The following is an 18,244-nucleotide window of genomic DNA, read 5'->3' on the forward strand; positions in this document are numbered from 1 at the left end:
ACTACATGAGGGCCATGGCTCAGACATTTCTCTCCTCCCTGCTTCCGGCCCGCCTGCAATTCCTTCTGCCAAGCCGGTATCGCAGCTATTCGCATCCCATCGTGCCGGTGTTGCGCCTGTCCGGCGCGATAGGCGCCGTCATGCCTTTCCGCTCAGGTCTCGCCATGTCGAACGTCGCCGCGATGCTGGAGCGGGCCTTTTCCGTTCCGGGCGCGAAGGCCGTCGCCATCGTCGTCAATTCCCCTGGCGGATCGGCGGCCCAGTCGCACCTGATCTTCAAGCGCATCCGCAGCCTGTCGGAGGAAAAGAAGGTCCCGGTTCTCGCCTTCGTGGAAGATGCGGCGGCCTCCGGCGGCTACATGATCGCCTGCGCGGCGGACGAGATTTATGCCGATCCGTCCTCCATCGTGGGCTCCATCGGCGTGGTGTCAGCAGGCTTCGGCTTCCAGGAACTGCTCACCCGCATCGGCGTGGAGCGGCGCGTGCACACGGCGGGCGAGAACAAGGCGATGCTCGATCCGTTCCGGCCGGAAAACCCTGAGGACGTGGCGCGCCTGAAAGGCCTTCAGCGCAAGATCCACGAGGTTTTCGTGGATCTCGTAAAGTCCCGCCGCGGCGAGAAGCTCAATGATTCCTATGAGGATCTTTTCTCCGGAGCCTTCTGGGTCGGGGCGGAAGCGGTGGATCTCGGCCTCGTCGACGGCCTCGGCGACATTCGCTCCACCTTACGCCAGCGCTTCGGCGAGAACGTGCAGTTCCGCATGATCGAGCCCGCCCGTCCGCCGCTCATCGCCCGCCTCATCGGCCGCCGGGCCGTGACCGGTGGCGGCCTCATCGACCCCGCCGAGGTGGTGGGAGCGCTGGAGGAGAGGGCGGCCTGGGCGCGATTGGGATTGTAAGGTTCGTGTCATCCCCGGCGAGCCGGAGGCGAGGGAAGGGGATCCATAGCGCAGCGCTCGTTCGTGGATTCCCTTCCCTTCCGCTGCGCTCCAGCCGGGAATGACACCGGTTACTCCCCGACGCTTGACTTGAGGCCCCCATCATCCCAAGGGTTCGCTTCAGTTTTTCAAAGACCGGACGCTCTTCATGACCAGCGAACCCGCGCACATGAACCCTGCGCGCTCTTTCCAGGGCCTGATCCTCACGCTCCAGCGCTATTGGGCCGAACAGGGCTGCGTCATTCTCCAGCCCTACGACATGGAAGTGGGCGCAGGCACCTCTCATCCGGCGACGGCTCTGCGGGCTCTCGGCCCGAAACCCTGGCGCGCGGCCTATGTGCAGCCCTCCCGCCGCCCGAAGGACGGACGCTACGGCGAGAACCCGAACCGCCTTCAGCATTATTACCAGTTCCAGGTGATCCTGAAGCCGAACCCGCCGAACCTGCAGGACCTCTACATCAAGTCCCTGCAGGCCATCGGAATTGACACATCCGTCCACGACATCCGCTTCGTCGAGGACGATTGGGAGAACCCGACGCTCGGCGCCTGGGGCCTCGGCTGGGAATGCTGGTGCGACGGCATGGAAGTGTCGCAGTTCACTTACTTTCAGCAGGTGGCCGGCATCGAATGCGCGCCGGTGGCCGGTGAGTTGACCTACGGCCTCGAGCGCCTCGCCATGTATCTGCAGGGCGTGGAGTCGATCTACGATCTCAACTTCAACGGTCTCGAAGGCGATCAGAAAGTCACGTACCGCGAGGTCTTTCTGCAGGCGGAGCAGGAATATTCGCGCCACAACTTCGAGCATTCGGACACCGACATGCTCTTCCGCCTCTTCCGCGATGCGGAAGCCGCAAGCCAGAAATATCTGGCGGCGGGCGAGGCGGGTGAGCGTCACCTCATGGTGCTGCCTGCTTACGATCAGGCGCTCAAGGCTGGTCACCTCTTCAACCTGCTCGATGCGCGCGGTGTGATCTCCGTCACCGAGCGCCAGAGCTACATTCTGCGCATCCGCGAATTGGTGAAAGCCTGCGGCGTTGCGTGGCTGAAGACCGAGGGCGGGGGCATGGCTGCTTGATACGCCTCTTACCCTCCCCTTGAGGGGGAGGGTCGGCCGCAGGCCGGGGCGGGGTGGCACCACAGCAGAAAACCAGTCATGTCGAACATTGATCGCTTCAGACGTGAAAGAGCAAAGCAGCTTCGCTCGAATGCCACCGAGCCGGAGCAAGTTCTCTGGCGCGCGCTGAAGAACATCCCCGTTTACGGAAGTCACTTCAGACGGCAGGTGCCGGTCGGTCCCTATGTTGCCGATTTCGCGTGCCTGAAAGCACGCCTTCTCATCGAACTCGACGGCGGTCATCACTCCCAAGACGATGTTGCCATCAAGGACGAACGCCGCACCCGATGGCTCGAAAGCGAAGGCTATCGTGTCATCCGGTTCTGGAATGCTGAATTGACCGAGAACATGCCCGGCGTTCTCGACACCATTTACGCGGGCCTTTATGGCTCGCCTCAATCGGAAGCCGCTGCGCTTCCCACCCCACCCCGGCCTGACGGCCGACCCTCCCCCTCAAGGGGAGGGTAGAGAACGCACCATGCCCGATCTTCTGCTTGAACTGTTTTCCGAAGAAATCCCCGCCCGCATGCAGCGCCGTGCGGCGGAGGATTTGAAGAAGCTTGTCACCGATGCGCTGGTGGAGCGCGGCTTCCTCTATGAGGGCGCGCAGGCTTTCGCGACGCCGCGCCGTCTCGCGCTCACCATCATGGGCCTGCCCGTGAAGGGCCAGGACGTGCGCGAGGAGCGCAAGGGTCCGCGCGTCGGTTCTCCCGATGCGGCGATCCAGGGCTTCCTGAAAGGCGCAGGGCTCACCTCGCTCGATCAGGCGAAGATCGAAAGCGATCCGAAGAAGGGCGAGTTCTACGTCGCCCTCATCGAGAAGCCGGGCCGCGCCACGACGGATGTGCTGGCCGAGATCCTGCCGCAGATCATCAAGACCTTCCCGTGGCCGAAATCCATGCGCTGGGGTGCGGCTTCCGCGGAAGCTGGTTCACTCCGCTGGGTACGTCCGCTGCAATCGATCCTCTGCACGTTCGGGCCTGAGACGGAAGATCCGGAAGTGGTGCGCTTCGAGGTCGATGGCATTGCATCGGGCGATGTGACTTACGGCCACCGCTTCATGGCTCCCGGCCCGATCCGCGTGAAACGCTTCGACGATTACGTGCCCGCTTTGGAGCGCGCGAAGGTCGTGCTCGATGCGGATCGCCGCAAGGACATGATCCTGCACGACGCGAAGGATCTCGCTTTCGCGCAAGGCCTCGAACTCGTCGAGGACGAAGGCCTGCTCGAAGAAGTGGCCGGACTCGTGGAATGGCCCGTGGTGCTCATGGGCTCGTTCGATGAAGCCTTCTTGGACATTCCGCCGGAAGTGATCCGCACCACCATCCGCGCGAACCAGAAATGCTTCGTGCTGCGCGATCCGAAGACGGGCAAGCTCGCCAACAAATTCCTGCTCACGTCGAACCTCGTCGCGAGCGATGGCGGCAAGACGATCGTGAGCGGCAACGAGCGCGTGGTGCGCGCGCGTCTCTCCGACGCTAAGTTCTTCTGGGAGACGGACCAGAAGGTGAAGCTGGAAGACCGCCTCGACAAGCTCAAGAACATCGTCTTCCACGAAAAGCTCGGCACGCAGTTCGAGCGCGTGGAGCGTATCGCAGCGCTCGCGAAAGAACTCGCGCCTATCGTCGGCGCCGATCCCGCCTTGGCTGAGCGCGCCGCGCGCCTCGCGAAAGCCGATCTCGTCACCGAGATGGTCGGCGAGTTCCCCGAGCTGCAAGGCCTCATGGGCCGTTATTACGCGACGTTGCAGGGTGAGAACGCTTCCGTCGCCGCCGCCATCGAAGAACACTACAAGCCGCTCGGCCCATCCGACCGCGTGCCGACCGATCCGGTATCGGTGGCTGTCGCGCTTGCAGACAAGATCGATACGCTCGTCGGCTTCTGGGCCATCGACGAGAAGCCGACGGGATCGAAGGATCCTTACGCGCTGCGTCGTGCGGCGTTGGGTGTGATTAGGTTGGTGCTCGAGAACAACATTAAGCTGCCGTTGATCTCTCTGCTCGCTAAGCCCTTCGCGCGGGATGCCAAGGACGTTCTCTTCGAGGAGTTCCTGCAGGTTAAGAAGCTTGTCGAGTCTATCGAAGGTAGCGCACTTGGATCGCTCGTGTCGCATCCAGCACTTCCGGATCTCGAAGCGATCTTCCGTCAGCGACAATTGAAAAACGCCGAGGAGCTGGCGCGCATCATGTATATGCGCGCGCTCGACCTCCTCTCCTTCTTCGCCGATCGCCTGAAGGTCTATCTCCGCGACCAGGGGGCGCGCCACGATCTCATCGACGCCGTGTTCGCGCTCGAAGGCCAGGACGACCTGCTCATGGCCGTCCGCCGCGTCGAGGCGCTTGGGCGTTTCCTCGACACCGAGGACGGCGCGAACCTGCTCGCCGGGTATCGCCGCGCGGCGAACATCCTGCGCATCGAGGAGAAGAAGGACGGGCGTGCCTATGACGAGGCGCCCGATCTCGAAATCGTGAATGCTCAGGGGCAGATCGAGGAGAAGGCTCTCGCAGTCATTCTCCACGGGGCGAAGGACGAGGCGCAGAAAGCCATCGAATCGGAAGATTTCGAGGGTGCGATGCGGGCTTTGTCCCGTCTGCGCCAGCCTGTGGATGCATTTTTCGACAAAGTGACCGTCAATGCGGACGATCCAGCCCTTCGCGCCAATCGCCTGCGTTTGCTCAACAGCATCCGCGAAGCGACCCGCACGGTGGCCGATTTCTCCCGGATCGAAGGGTAATAGAGTTAATTCCCATTAAGGTGTTGCACGAGGGGCACAGCCAAAGGCCCCTCGTAGTTCTACGTAGGCGGCAACACCTTTCTCGGTAGATTCTCAATGATCCGTCGCCTGCTTCTCGGCGCAGCTCTCTGCGCCGCTCTCACCGCCTGCCAGACCGCCCAGCAGCCCGCCCCGACCGTCGAGGCTTCGGCCTCTGAGGATGCGGCTTGGTACATCGGCTCCATGCCCGACAAGCCGTTCGATGTTCCGCTCGTCGACCGCAGCCGCATGGATGCGAAATTCGCCCGCCAGACGGTGAATTACGAAGGCCCCGAGAAGCCCGGCTCCATCGTGGTCGATATCGACGAGCGCCTGCTTTATCTCGTGCAGCCCGACAAGAAGGCGATCCGCTACGGCGTCGGCGTCGGCAAGCAAGGCTTCTCCTGGAAGGGCATCGCATCCGTCGGCCGCAAGGGCGTGTGGCCGTCCTGGCGCCCCACCAAGACCATGAAGGGCATCAATCCGGATCTGCCGGAGCACCGCGAGGCTGGTCTCGACAATCCGCTCGGCGCGCGCGCCCTCTATCTCTATCAGAACGGCGCGGACATCCTGTTCCGCATCCACGGCACCAACGAGCCTTGGAGCATCGGCGAGCAGCTCTCTTCTGGCTGCGTGCGCATGCTCAATGAAGACGTGGTCGATCTCTACGAGCGCGTTCCCGTCGGCACCACGGTCTACGTGAAGCGCAACGGCCGCTACCGCGTCTAAGACACGCTTATCAGGATTTCAGAACGATGCTGGGCGCTCTTTTCAGAACCGCCGGCATCGTTTTGTTTTATGCAGTCGTCTCGGGCGCCGCATCCTGGGTCGCCGCCGATTGGGCGCTCCGCCTCATCGATACCTGCTCTGGCCCGGCCATCGATTGCGGTTTCACGCGGGGGCTCGAGGCCGTTCTCGTCTATCATCCGCTCTTCTGGTTCATCACCTTCGCGCTTCTGCTGGCAACGCGTAAGGGCGCACTGCTTCCCTTATTCGAGACACGCTGGATTTGCCTCATCGCGCCTGTGATCTTCCTCGCGATTTTTGCCGTCTATTTCGTGTTCTTTCTTCTCTGAAAACCAGCCCCATGATTGTCGATCTCCTCGGGCTTCTCGTCGTCACGCTCGTCTATGCCGCGATCAGCGGATCGGCCGCCTGGAACGGAGCCGAAATTCTCGGCCAGTATGGCGTGTTTGGCTCGGGCGCTCATGGTGGGAAGGAACTTGGCATCATCTTCATCGGCTTTCCGGTGCTCTGGGCTTTGTTCTTTGCGTTGCTCTTTGCCGTCCATGGCCTGCAATTCGGTTTCCTGCTGAAAGGCTGGCGGGTCTATGCCTATCCCGCCAGCGCCTTCATCCTCATTGGCACGGCTTTCTTTGCCTGGCTGCTGACCCGCCGCTGAAGCAGGCAGAGTGCCTCATCCGGGACTTGAAGATCATGATCTTCGGGTTGCCGAATCCTCGCGAGGGTGTGTAACTAGCGGCCCTTGCAAAGACGAAAGTCGGTTCATGAAAGAACAGGCAGCAGTTCAAGACCAGCCGCTTGCCGGACGCCGCGAGTGGATCGGGCTCTGCGTTCTGTCGATTGCTTGTCTGATCTATTCGATGGACCTGTCGGTTCTGTTTCTGGCGATGCCCGCCATCGTTGCGGATCTTGACCCGTCGGCGTCGGAACTTCTCTGGATCAACGACATCTACGGCTTCATGGTCGCGGGCTTTCTCGTGACGATGGGCACGCTTGGCGATCGGGTCGGCCGTCGGCGCGTGCTGCTCATCGGTGCTTCTGCTTTCGCCGCGGCGTCTGCACTGGCCGCGTTTTCAAGCACGGCCCAGCAGCTCATCATGGCTCGCGCGGTGCTTGGGATCGCCGGCGCAACCATTGCTCCGTCGACCCTGTCCCTGGTCGTCAACCTCTTTAAGGACGAGGCCGAGCGGAACCGGGCGATCAGCATCTGGGGCACCGCCTTCGCCCTGGGCGGCCTGGTGGGCCCGTTGCTCGGCGGGGTGATGCTGCAATATTTTCATTGGGGATCGGTCTTTCTGATCAACATTCCGATCATGCTGGCGCTGCTGATTGCCGCTCCCTTCCTTTTGCCTGAATACAAGAACGAGGGTGGCGAAAGGCTCGATCTTCTCAGCGTGGCATTGTCGCTCGGAACCGTGCTGCCGATCATCTATGGCTTCAAGCATATGGCAGTGGATGGCTTCGCGCCGCGTCAGCTGTTCGCAATCGCGGCCGGCCTGCTGGTCGGCGTGCTGTTCGTGCGCCGCCAGAAAAGCCTCGCGCATCCGTTGATCGACCTGCGCCTGTTTCGCATCCCCGCTTTCACCGCCTCGCTGATCGTCAATTTGGCCGGCGTGTTTTTCGTGTTTGGCGTGTTCCTGTTTCAGAACCTGTTTCTGCAACTGGTTCTTGACCTGTCGCCGCTCGAAGCGGCCCTGTGGTCTGTGCCGTCCGCACTTGTCTTCACGATCATGTCGTTTCAATCGCATCGATTTACGACCCGGCTTGGGCCGGTCAGGACTGTCCTCCTGGGTCTGCTCGTCAATGCTGTCGGCGTATCTGCGATGGCGGCCGCTGCCTATGCCGAGAGCCTGGTCGGCGTTCTGGGTGCAAGTATGCTGGTCGGTCTCGGTTTCGTGCCGGTCATTCTCACCACAACAGGCCTGATTGTAGGGACAGCCCCACCCGAGCAGGCAGGTTCGGCCTCCGCAATCTCCGAGACGAGCGCGGAGTTCGGGGGAGCGCTTGGCGTCGCTGTTCTCGGAAGTCTTGGAACCCTTGTCTATCGCATGACGATGGACGGTGTAGACTTGAGTGGGCTGAACGCAGCCCAACAGCTGGCCGTTTCCACGACGCTCGCGGGTGCGGTCGAAACGGCCAAGGCGATGGGCGAAACCCCGCCCGCATGGTTGGAGGTGGCGCGGAGCGGCTTCTCGTTGGGTTTTGCGGTCTGTTGTGCGCTCGCCTCGGTCACGCTGCTTTGTCTGGCCGCGCTTGCCCGCAGGATCTATTCAAGTGCTCCTTTCGATGTGAACGCGACGATGCATCGCTGAGCGCCGCTCGAAATACTCCAAAGCCAGCCTCGCCTGAAATCTCTCTATGAGGCTCGAAGAACGTAGCCGGAACCAGATCTAACGGTGACGGTACCAGTCCTACCAATTGACTAGCCTTTCGCCTTGTTTTGTAACGAAGGAACCTTGGCTGTTCAGCTTGCGTTTCGGTTCCATATGTTCCAAGCCAACACCTGCCTGCAGCAGGGCGTTTCATGAGCCAAGGGGTCGAACGATGACGCAGTGGGTTTACACCTTCGGAGACGGTAAGGCCGAAGGCCAGGCAGGGATGAAGAATCTGCTCGGCGGCAAGGGAGCCAACCTCGCCGAAATGTCCAATCTGGGACTGCCGGTTCCTCCGGGCTTCACCATCACCACGGAAGTCTGCACCTATTATTACGACCATGGCCGCGCCTATCCGCAGGAGCTGAAAGCCCAGGTCGAGAACGCCCTGACCTTCGTGGGCAAGCTCACGGGCCGCACCTTCGGCGATGCCGCCAATCCGCTTCTCGTTTCCGTCCGTTCCGGCGCGCGTGCCTCGATGCCCGGCATGATGGACACGGTGCTCAATCTCGGCCTCAACGACGTGACCGTCGAGGCGCTGGCCAAGGGCGCGGGCGACGAGCGCTTTGCCTATGACTCCTACCGCCGCTTCATCACCATGTATTCCAACGTGGTGCTCGATATCCCCCACCATCACTTCGAGGAAGTGCTCGACGAGTACAAGGACCGGAAGGGCTATACCCTCGACACGGACATGACCGCAGCGGATTGGAAGGCCATTCTCCCGCGCTACAAGGCGCTGGTCGAGAAGGAACTCGGCAAGCCCTTCCCGCAGGACCCGCAGGAGCAGCTCTGGGGCGCCATCGGCGCCGTCTTCGGCTCCTGGATGAACAACCGCGCCATCAAGTACCGCGAGCTGCATTCCATCCCCGCGAGCTGGGGAACGGCGGTGAACGTGCAGGCCATGGTGTTCGGCAACATGGGCGAAACCTCCGCCACCGGCGTCGCCTTCACCCGCAATCCCTCGACCGGCGAGAAGCTGCTTTACGGTGAGTTCCTCATCAACGCGCAGGGCGAGGACGTGGTGGCGGGCATCCGCACGCCGCAGGACATCACGGAAGCGGCGCGCATCGCCTCCGGCTCCGACAAGCCCTCCATGGAAAACGCGATGCCGCAGGCTTATGCGGAGCTCGTGCGCATCTACGGCATTCTCGAGAAGCATTACCGTGACATGCAGGACATGGAATTCACGGTGGAGAAGGGCAAGCTCTGGATGCTCCAGACCCGCAACGGCAAGCGCACCGCGAAGGCGGCTTTGCGCATTGCGGTAGAGCTGGCATCCGAGGGCCTGATCACGCAGGAAGAGGCGATCACCCGCGTCGAGCCCGCGGCTCTCGATCAGCTTCTTCATCCGACCATCGATCCGAAAGCCGAGCGCAAGATCATCGCATCGGGCCTGCCCGCATCGCCAGGTGCGGCCTCTGGTGAGATCGTCTTCAATTCGGACGATGCCGAGGCCGCGAAGAAAGCAGGCCGCAAGGTCATTCTCGTGCGCGTCGAAACCTCGCCCGAAGACATCCACGGCATGCATGCGGCGGAAGGCATTCTCACCACGCGCGGCGGCATGACCTCGCATGCGGCGGTGGTTGCGCGCGGCATGGGCAAGCCCTGCGTGTCCGGCGCGGGCTCAATCCGTGTGGATTACAACGCGCAGACCATGACGGTCGCGGGCCAGGTGCTGAAGAAGGGCGACGTGCTCACCATCGACGGCTCGAACGGCCAGGTGCTGCTCGGCCAGGTGAAGATGCTGGAGCCTGAACTCTCCGGCGAATTCGCGACCCTCATGGGTTGGGCCGACAAGGTGCGCCACATGAAGGTGCGCGCCAATGCGGAAACGCCGCTCGACGCCAAGACCGCGCGCAATTTCGGCGCGGAAGGCATCGGTCTTTGCCGCACGGAGCACATGTTCTTCGAAGGTGATCGCATCATCGCCGTGCGCGAGATGATCCTCTCCGACGACGAGGCGGGACGCCGTGCGGCTCTCGCCAAGTTGCTGCCGATGCAGCGCAAGGACTTCGTCGAGCTGTTCACGATCATGAGCGGCCTGCCGGTCACGATCCGCCTGCTCGATCCGCCGCTGCACGAGTTCCTGCCGCATACGGATGCGGAGATGGAGGAAGTGGCGAAGTCGATGAACGCTTCTGTCGACAAGCTGAAGCACCGCGCGCGCGAGCTGCACGAGTTCAACCCGATGCTCGGCTTCCGCGGCTGCCGTCTGGCGGTCGCCTATCCGGAAATTGCCGAGATGCAGGCGCGCGCCATCTTCGAGGCGGCTGTCGAGGCAGGCAAATCGACGGGCAAGCCCGTCGTGCCTGAGGTCATGGTGCCGCTCGTCATGACGAAGCCGGAACTCGACCTCGTGAAGGAGCGCATCGTCGCCATGGCGGAAGCCGTGGCGAAGGAAAGCGGCGTGAAGGTCGAGTATCAGGTCGGCACGATGATCGAGCTGCCGCGCGCCGCGTTGCGCGCGGGCGAGATCGCGGAATCGGCGGAGTTCTTCTCCTTCGGCACCAACGATCTCACGCAGACCACGCTCGGCATCTCGCGCGATGACGCGGCTTCGTTCCTCGGCCCCTACACGCAGAAGGGCCTGCTGCCTGCCGATCCGTTCGTCACCATCGACCAGGAAGGCGTGGGCGAGCTGATCAAGCTCGCGGCCGAGCGCGGGAAGAAGACAAGAGCCGACATCAAGCTCGGCATCTGCGGCGAGCATGGCGGCGATCCGGCCTCCATCCACTTCTGCCAGCAGACTGGGCTCGATTACGTGTCCTGCTCGCCTTATCGCGTGCCGATCGCACGCCTTGCGGCGGCGCAGGCGGCGCTCGGCAACAAGGCGGCGAGCCAAGCCTAATGACACTGTCGCGTGTAAAACTTCTCTATATCGGGGCGGTGCTGGTTTCCGGCATCGTCATCGGTTTCATCGTTCGGGCCAATCCCGATTGGCAGCATCTGGCCGTGCCGCCGGCCGCTTGGCCCTTCGCGGTCTCGCTCATCGTCGATCTTGTCATCGGACAACTGGCGGCGCAGGGTAAGACCGAGCCGTTGAGCATGGGCGACCGCTTCGTCGCCGTGATCGGCGCAGGAATCATCGTGACGCTCATGACGGCGTTTTAATCGGGGGAACGGACATGGCGTTGCACAAGGGTTCATGCCATTGCGGCAAGGTGGCCTTCGAGGTCGAGACCGATCTTTCTCAGGTGATCGAGTGCAACTGCTCCATCTGCCGCAAGAAGGGCTATATGCTCACCTTCGCGCCACGCACGGCCCTGAAGGTGACGGGCGAGGAGAACCTCTCCACCTACACCTTCAACACGCACACCATCCGCCACCGCTTCTGCGCCTCATGCGGCACCGCCACTTTCGGCGAAGGCCAGCAGCCGGGCGGAGAGCCCATGGCGGCGATCAACGTGCGCTGCCTGGACGATGTGGACTTGTCGAACGTGAAGGCCATGCCGTTCAACGGCAGGGATCGGTAGCGCCAATATGATAGCGTCATCCCGGGCGGCGTAGCGGATCCGGGATCGGGCGAAGGATATGGCGCCATACTCGCCCAACGATCCCGGGTTCTGCTACGCAGCCCCGGGATGACGTGTGTTGATAGACTGCCTTGGTGAGGTCTTACGCCGCCGCGACACTCGACCGGCGCAGGCCGATGATCTGAAACTCCGCATACATCAGCACCACGAGCGCCTGCATGATCACGAAGGCGTAGCCTGCCGTCGTGGGCGAAACCCATCCGCTGACAAGAAGCAGCAGGCTGTCGATCACCCAAAGGATGTTGCCGAGGATCATGGCCCACGCAAAGCCCTTGTGCATCTGCTCGCGCAGGCCGAGCCATGCCAGCAGCGCCGCATAAGGCAGAAGCACCGCGCCCGCACCGCGCAGGAGCATCTCCGGCAATCCAAGCAGATGGCTCAAGGGTCCGGCAGCGAGCAGCATCAGCAGGCCGAACGCTCCGCTCGTGGTGGCGTCCGCCAGAAGGGCTTGGCGAAGAAGCGGGGAGGGGTGGATCGTCGTCATGGCAGGTTCCTTTCAAGAGCCGGTCGTCTCAACCGGCTTGAAGGATCGTGCAGACGGAGAAAGCAGTCGATTACGTCTCAGGTAATGATGAGGTCATGAAAAAAGCGGGCTGCCTCTCAAGAAGCAGCCCGCCTGCCATCAATCGCGATGGAGCCTGAGTTGGATGTTCTCGTCTCAGATGACGATGAAATCCGCAGCAGTCATCGCTAGGCCCTTGGGCAGTTGCGCAATCTTGATCGCAGCCCCCTTGCCCGAACCGTCGGCATCGTAGGAGAGCGCGCCGGTCTTGCTGTTGTAGACAAGGTAGTCGTTCTTGTCCTTGGCCTTGTCGCCGATCTTGAAGAACGCCTTGTTGAGCTTGCCCGTCTTGGTCAGCTTGGTGAAGATCGCATTCTCCAGGCGGATCGTGTCGTCACGCACCGAGAAGTCCTTGATCGTGTCGACGTTCTTGCTCTTGTGGAGCGCCGTGCTGAACACGAACGCGTCCTTGCCCGTGCCGCCGTAGAGCACGTCGTTGCCCAAGCCACCATCGATGACGTCGTTGCCGCCCTGGCCCTTGATGGTGTTCTTAGCAAGATTGCCGATGATGGTGTTGGACGAGGCATTGCCCGTGAGCGAGATCGCGCTCGAGCCCTCGCCGATCAGCTTCTCGACATAGGAGCCCAGCGTATAGCTGATGCGGGCATAGACCGTGTCGGTGCCGTGCTTGCTGGAGGTCTCGACCACTTTGTCGGACTTGTGGTTGACGTAGTAGACGTCGTTGCCGGTGCCGCCCACCATGCGATCCGCGCCGCCCGCGCCATCCAGCGTGTCGTTGCCGCCGTTGCCGGTCAGCGTGTCGGCTCCGGTGCTACCGGTGAGCTTGTTGGCGGCATTGTTGCCGCTGAGCTTGATCGCGGCGGAGCCCGATGCAATGAGGTTTTCCAGCGCCGATGTGCTGCTCAAGGTGTAGTGCGACGAGACGATCAGCGTGTCGATGCCGCCTGCATCGATGATGACGTCCTCGGCATCATAGGTGTAGGTGTCGTCGCCCGCACCGCCGTCGAGGGTGTCACGGCCTGCGCCGCCGATCAGCGTGTCGTTGCCGTCGCCGCCGACGAGCTTGTCGTTGCCGGCTGCACCATTCAGGTGGTCGCCGAAGGCTGTGCCGTAATACTCGTCATTGCCGGCAGTGCCGGGGAGCGAGATGCCTGCCGCGCGGCCATCCACGATCTGGCCGTAGACGTTCATGTCATCCATGTTCTCGCCGTCAAGCAGAGTCGAAGTCACGACAACGCGGCCATCGGCCAGCGTCGAGATGCCAATGGTCATATAGTGTTCAAGTTTGACCTGAGTGATTTGCGGATTGGCGCCGGTCTTATTGCCGTTAGCATCATAGAAGATCGCCCCAACATCAAACTTGCCGGTTTCCGAGAAAATTTCCTCCGCCCCAGAAACGAAAAGAACAGCGAAGCCCCCATTGGACAAGGCAGTTACATTCGTAACGATTTCGATAGGCGTATCTGAACCCTTGAGAATGATCTCGCCGCCAGACTTGCTTCCATCGGCATTAAACATCTGTGCCGTGTTGAGGTATCTATAATCACCAGATACTTCATCTTCCGTTAGAGACAACCAGGTGACCACGAAGCGGCCATCTGAGAGTTTTGCCGTTTTCGGAAGTACTGAACCGAGTTCAGTCATGGAAATGAGAGATTCCGCCGATGGCTCTCGTCCATCCGTATAGAGTGATCTGCCGTAGATGGATGACACGCCCTCGACGCTAGTCTGATAGAAGACGGTGTAGCTATTGCCGGATGCAACGACGCTTGGAGCAGACTGGCTGTCGCCAGTCTCAGACTTGACGAGGACCTCTCCTCCAGTGTGGAAGCCCTGAGCATCAAAGACATGGGCTTTGATGACGTCGGTTGCGGGCCCTTCATCCTCGAAGGCGATGACGAAGCCTCCATTGGCTAGAGCTGCAATCGAAGGGGTCAGCTGTGCGCCGGTCTTCGAGGTCGTGTTGACGAGAAAGTCCGTATCGCCAGCATCGCCGCCTCGGTTGAAGGCAGTGCCGTCTGCGTTGAAGATGCGTGCGCGAACGCCGGTTTCGGAGCCATCCTCTAAGCGGCTGTCGTCGGTCCAGGCAACCACGAAGCGTCCATCGCTGAGAACAGTGACAACCGGGTCTCTTTGCTCATTTTCGGTTGTGGTGTTTACGACGAACTCACCGCCCCTCTTGCTGCCGTCGGCATTGAAGATCTGACCGCGAATAGCCAAGCCTGACGTATCTGGGCCCGTCTTGCTGTCATCAAGCCAAACGGCCACAAAGGAGCCGTCTGCGAAAGCTGCGGTTTTCATATAGCCCTGATCGTCTGTGGTCGTGCTGACGCCGAACGGTTTGCCCCAAGGTGTCGGTGTGGTCATGATCTGCCCTCACGTAAGGTCTATTGTGTAAACTTAACTATATAATGTATGGGATTATCCTCCCTCTCCGCCGGAGGCAAGCACTCGGCTCACCTAAAGGCATCTTTCCCTCCAAGGTCATGGAACCCGCACTCATCCTCCGCTATGGTCCGTGCATGAGAGCGAACAATCCTGTCCAGCATTTCGGTGATTTCTTACGCGAGTGGCGTCAGCGGCGGCGTATGAGCCAGATGGATCTGGCTCTCGAGGCCGAGATCTCGACGCGGCATCTGAGCTTTCTGGAGACGGGCCGTTCGCAGCCGAGCCGCGAGATGGTGCAGCTGCTCTCGGAAAAGCTCGACATGCCTCTGCGCGAGCGCAATGTGATGCTCGCCTCCGCCGGTTTCGCGCCGGTCTATTCCGAGCGCCCGCTCGACGATCCGGCCTTGCGGCGCATACGCGAGGCCATCGATCTCATCTTGAAGGGACACGATCCTTTTCCGGCACTCGCCGTCGACAGGCATTGGTCGCTCGTGACCGCAAATGATGCGCTGTTCTCGCTTGTGCAGGGCGTCGATCCTGCCTTGCTGAAGCCGCCCGTGAATGTGCTGCGCCTGAGCGTTCATCCGGCGGGTCTTGCACGGCGCATCGTGAATTTCTCGGAGTGGCGCGATCATCTCATCGCGCGCCTCCATCATCAGGTGAACGTGACCGGCGATGCGGTGCTCTCAGCGCTCATCGAGGAGCTGCGTTCCTATCCGATCCCCGATGCCGCCAAGCGCGCGCCTGCCTCAAAGGCGGATCACACGAGCATCGTCGTGCCGTTGCAGCTGATGACGGAGGAGGGCGTGCTCACCTTCTTCAGTACCACCACGGTGTTCGGCACGCCCATTGACGTGACCCTCTCGGAACTCGCCATCGAGGCCTTCTTTCCCGCCGATGCCGAGACGGCGGATGCCTTGCGGCGCATGGCCGGGAAGCGTCAGGCCGCCGCAGGGGCGGGGGCCGCTTAACGCGCGGCCTTAACCACCCATCAACCTTAACCCGCGATAACCATAAGCAACGGAAGTCTTCTGTCCGATGATTTCCCGATCTGTTTTTGAGTGGGTGTTCGCGTGCGTTTTCGGAATCGTCGCTCTCGGGTGAAATGGATTTGCGCCACCACGGCGCCCTGGGCGCTCGCGACCGGCCTTCTGATCTCGTTCACCGCCTCCGCCAGCAACGATCCGCAGGCGGGCGTGAGTTTCGCGCCGCGCGGGTCCATGGCACGCCTGACCCAGACGGCTCTCGTGCCAGCTATCACCACCTCCATCTCTGGTGGGCGGCTCGACCTCGAACGCGACGTTCTGCGGTTCGTGCCGCGCTACGACCTGCCCGATCACATGCTGAACGGCCAGCTCCCCAAGGCCGACCGCAAGGTCGGCGTGGGCGCCGATCCGGTGGTGGAGCGTTCGGGAAAGGGCGATCCGCTCGTCGCGCCGCACATCACTTTGTCGCTCCGGGCGAGCCAGTTGCGGTCGGATCTCGCGCAGGCCGGAGGCTCGCGTCTTCTGTTCGGCCAGGACGAGCGCCTGCTCCCGCCCACCGTTCTCATGGAAGGGCAACTCGAGACGCCCGAGATGGAGCAGGGCTTCGAGCCCTGGGAAGCGCCGGAATTCACCACCACGCGTCAGGCCATTTCCGTGCAGTCGCCCGTCGCCGCGGCGGCCGGTTCGACCGGTGCGTCGGCGAGCCCCACCACGCCGATGGTGAAGCGCGCCATCACTCTCTCGTCCACGACGCCTGCTCCAATGGAGGCGACGCCTATCGAGATTGCCGCCGCGCCTGTTTCGCCGCGCCTCGACAAGGGCGGGTTCGGCACGAGCTTCGTGCCCAAAACGGATGAAGGCGCGCAGCCGCGTTATGCGGACCTGATCGACCCCGACAATTTGAGCAAGGAACAGCGCTGCCTCGCGGAGGCGGTCTATTTCGAGGCGCGCAGCGAACCGGAAGAAGGCCAGGCGGCCGTGGCGCAGGTAGTGTTGAACCGCGTGAAGAGCGGTCTCTATCCATCCTCGATCTGCGGCGTGGTCTACCAGAACCGCCACCGCCATCTCGCCTGCCAGTTCACCTTCGCCTGCGAAGGCAAGGCCCTGCGCACGACCGACACTATGTCCTGGGAGCGGGCCAAGCGGGTGGCGAGCGCCGTGCTCGAAGGCAAGACCTATCTCGCCGACGTGGGTGGAGCGACCCATTACCACGCCAACTACGTGCGCCCCTATTGGGCCCGGCGCCTGAAGAAGATGGACGTGATCGGCCGCCACATCTTCTACAAGCTCAAGCCAGGACAAACTTGAGAGGACAAACCTGAGGCCTGCGCCAAATGTGCGCAGCCGCACGGATTGCAATGAAGTTATGTTGCATGTAGCTCTCAAGCAAAGAATCAAGCGGGGGCTACAATGGCTGGTTTTAAGACAATTCCGGGCTCCGGATACGGCAATGCGCTGATCGATTCCCTGATCTGGGGCGGTCAGATCTGGAACAACACGACCGGCTCCATCAAGGTGAAGTTCGGGACGTCTATCACCATGGATGAGTGGGACAAGGAGATCGCTCCTGCCTCGCCTCATGGCGACGAAACTCCCTTCGGCAACGTCAACACCGACTTCAGAAGCATCAAGGACTGGAAGTGGCGCTACACGTGGTGGAGCGAGGAAATCGACGCCATGGCTTATGCGGCCGGTCTTTATGAGAGCGTCGCCAACATCTCGTTCGAGCTCGCGGAAGGCTATGCTGACGCCAACATGGTCTGGTGGAAGACCAAGCTGTCCGGCGGGGCGCTGGGGGCTCATGAATCGCCCGACAATTTCCAGGAATCGGGCCATCAGCGCTGGGGCTATTTCGATCCTTACGCGACGGCGTCTTGGACTGAAATGGAGGCGGGCGGCGATGGCCTGAACACCATCATTCACGAACTCGGGCATGCCCTGGGCCTCGCGCATCCGCACGATGGCGGCATGCGCGACGACGGGACCACGTTCCCGGGCGCGTCGGATGGCGGCATCGGTACGCTGGGCCAGAACCAGGGCGTCTATACGGTGATGTCCTACAACCCTGGCCACGTCAGCGCCCGTGGCGACAACACCTACGGCGCGCAATACGGCATCGGTGCGCTCGATATCGCAGCCCTGCAGGTCATGTACGGCGCCAACATGACGACGGCGACGGGCAACGATACCTATGAGCTGCCCACCCAGAACGCACGCGGCACCGGCTGGTTCTCCATCTGGGATGCGGCTGGTGTCGACACCATCAGCGGCCAAAAATCCACCGTCTCGGTGACCATCGATCTGCGTGAGGCAACCCTGAGCCCGAACGACAAGAATGCAGGCGGTTTCCTGTCGCAGCAGAAGGGGATCGCTGGCGGCGTGACGATCGCCAACAAGGTCGTGATCGAGAATGCCCTCGGCGGCAATGGGGCTGACAAGCTCATCGGCAACGCGGCTGGCAATACCCTGAAGGGCAACGGCGGCAACGACACGCTCGAAGGCGGCGGCGGTAATGATCAGCTTTGGGGCGGCAAGGGCAAGGACGCGTTCGTGTTCAACACGACGCCGAATGCCAAAAAGGACAAAGACCTGATCAAGGATTGGAACTACAAGGACGACACGATCCGCCTAGAGAACTCGATCTTCAAGGCGTTGAAGAAGACCGGCACGTTGAACAAGGCCTATTTCGTGACCGGCTCCAAGGCGATCGATAAGAACGACTTCGTCGGCTACAACAAGACGACCGGCGACCTCTGGTACGATTCCAACGGTAGCGGAAAAGGTGGCCAGGTGGTGTTCGGCAATATCGGCAAGAACAAAGCTTTCTTCCACACCGATCTCGTCGTGATCTAACAGGCTCCGGAAGCCGGCCGTCTTCAGATGGCCGGCTT

At 61.8% G+C, this 18,244-nt stretch carries 16 protein-coding genes; 14 read left to right on the forward strand and 2 right to left on the reverse strand.

Annotated elements, in window-relative coordinates:
• The first annotated feature begins 14 nt into the window (after positions 1-14).
• The 11 genes from MHY87_RS05580 to MHY87_RS05630 all read left to right on the forward strand — a co-directional run bounded on the left by MHY87_RS05580 (position 15) and on the right by MHY87_RS05630 (position 11,396).
• Positions 15-899 (forward strand): S49 family peptidase, encoded by an 885-nt coding sequence (locus tag MHY87_RS05580; RefSeq protein ID WP_239350235.1) that lies wholly within the window; start codon positions 15-17, stop codon positions 897-899.
• A gap of 187 nt (positions 900-1,086) precedes the next feature.
• Positions 1,087-2,013 carry a glycine--tRNA ligase subunit alpha gene (locus MHY87_RS05585; RefSeq protein WP_239350237.1) on the forward strand — a complete coding sequence of 309 codons (927 nt, stop codon included), beginning with the start codon at positions 1,087-1,089 and terminating at the stop codon, positions 2,011-2,013.
• A 78-nt stretch (positions 2,014-2,091) separates the two neighbouring features.
• Positions 2,092-2,520, forward strand: a complete 429-nt coding sequence (locus tag MHY87_RS05590; protein ID WP_239350239.1) for an endonuclease domain-containing protein — start codon at positions 2,092-2,094, stop codon at positions 2,518-2,520.
• Positions 2,521-2,530: 10 nt separating this feature from the next.
• Positions 2,531-4,786, forward strand: a complete 2,256-nt coding sequence (gene glyS / locus MHY87_RS05595) for a glycine--tRNA ligase subunit beta (protein WP_239350241.1) — start codon at positions 2,531-2,533, stop codon at positions 4,784-4,786.
• Between the two features lie 96 nt (positions 4,787-4,882).
• A complete protein-coding gene (locus MHY87_RS05600) occupies positions 4,883-5,533 on the forward strand; it encodes a L,D-transpeptidase (protein ID WP_239350243.1) in 651 nt (216 codons plus the stop codon).
• A gap of 26 nt (positions 5,534-5,559) precedes the next feature.
• Positions 5,560-5,880: a hypothetical protein gene (locus MHY87_RS05605; RefSeq protein ID WP_239350245.1), complete on the forward strand. Its 321-nt coding sequence runs from the start codon at positions 5,560-5,562 to the stop codon at positions 5,878-5,880.
• 11 nt (positions 5,881-5,891) lie between these two features.
• Positions 5,892-6,206, forward strand: a complete 315-nt coding sequence (locus MHY87_RS05610; protein WP_239350247.1) for a hypothetical protein — start codon at positions 5,892-5,894, stop codon at positions 6,204-6,206.
• Positions 6,207-6,312: 106 nt separating this feature from the next.
• Positions 6,313-7,860 carry an MFS transporter gene (locus MHY87_RS05615; protein ID WP_239350705.1) on the forward strand — a complete coding sequence of 516 codons (1,548 nt, stop codon included), beginning with the start codon at positions 6,313-6,315 and terminating at the stop codon, positions 7,858-7,860.
• 232 nt (positions 7,861-8,092) lie between these two features.
• Positions 8,093-10,771 (forward strand): pyruvate, phosphate dikinase, encoded by a 2,679-nt coding sequence (gene ppdK, locus MHY87_RS05620; RefSeq protein WP_239350249.1) that lies wholly within the window; start codon positions 8,093-8,095, stop codon positions 10,769-10,771.
• Positions 10,771-11,034 (forward strand): hypothetical protein, encoded by a 264-nt coding sequence (locus MHY87_RS05625; RefSeq protein ID WP_239350251.1) that lies wholly within the window; start codon positions 10,771-10,773, stop codon positions 11,032-11,034. Before ppdK ends, MHY87_RS05625 begins: the two co-directional genes overlap by 1 nt.
• Before the next feature lie 14 nt (positions 11,035-11,048).
• The gene (locus MHY87_RS05630; protein ID WP_239350253.1) at positions 11,049-11,396 is read left to right on the forward strand and encodes a GFA family protein; all 348 of its coding nucleotides are present in this window, start codon (positions 11,049-11,051) and stop codon (positions 11,394-11,396) included.
• Positions 11,397-11,538: 142 nt separating this feature from the next.
• On the opposite strand, the gene MHY87_RS05635 is transcribed toward MHY87_RS05630, so the two are convergent.
• Positions 11,539-11,940: a hypothetical protein gene (locus MHY87_RS05635; RefSeq protein ID WP_239350255.1), complete on the reverse strand. Its 402-nt coding sequence runs from the start codon at positions 11,938-11,940 to the stop codon at positions 11,539-11,541.
• 174 nt (positions 11,941-12,114) lie between these two features.
• Positions 12,115-14,346: a calcium-binding protein gene (locus tag MHY87_RS05640; protein ID WP_239350257.1), complete on the reverse strand. Its 2,232-nt coding sequence runs from the start codon at positions 14,344-14,346 to the stop codon at positions 12,115-12,117.
• 155 nt (positions 14,347-14,501) lie between these two features.
• Between MHY87_RS05640 and MHY87_RS05645 the strand changes: the two genes are divergently transcribed.
• The 3 genes from MHY87_RS05645 to MHY87_RS05655 all read left to right on the forward strand — a co-directional run bounded on the left by MHY87_RS05645 (position 14,502) and on the right by MHY87_RS05655 (position 18,206).
• Positions 14,502-15,338 carry a helix-turn-helix domain-containing protein gene (locus MHY87_RS05645; RefSeq protein ID WP_239350259.1) on the forward strand — a complete coding sequence of 279 codons (837 nt, stop codon included), beginning with the start codon at positions 14,502-14,504 and terminating at the stop codon, positions 15,336-15,338.
• Between the two features lie 102 nt (positions 15,339-15,440).
• The gene (locus MHY87_RS05650; protein WP_239350261.1) at positions 15,441-16,661 is read left to right on the forward strand and encodes a cell wall hydrolase; all 1,221 of its coding nucleotides are present in this window, start codon (positions 15,441-15,443) and stop codon (positions 16,659-16,661) included.
• Between the two features lie 102 nt (positions 16,662-16,763).
• Positions 16,764-18,206: a M10 family metallopeptidase C-terminal domain-containing protein gene (locus MHY87_RS05655; RefSeq protein ID WP_239350263.1), complete on the forward strand. Its 1,443-nt coding sequence runs from the start codon at positions 16,764-16,766 to the stop codon at positions 18,204-18,206.
• Positions 18,207-18,244: the final 38 nt, after the last annotated feature.

The organism is Microvirga sp. ACRRW (genome assembly GCF_022346925.1).
GTDB lineage: Bacteria > Pseudomonadota > Alphaproteobacteria > Rhizobiales > Beijerinckiaceae > Microvirga.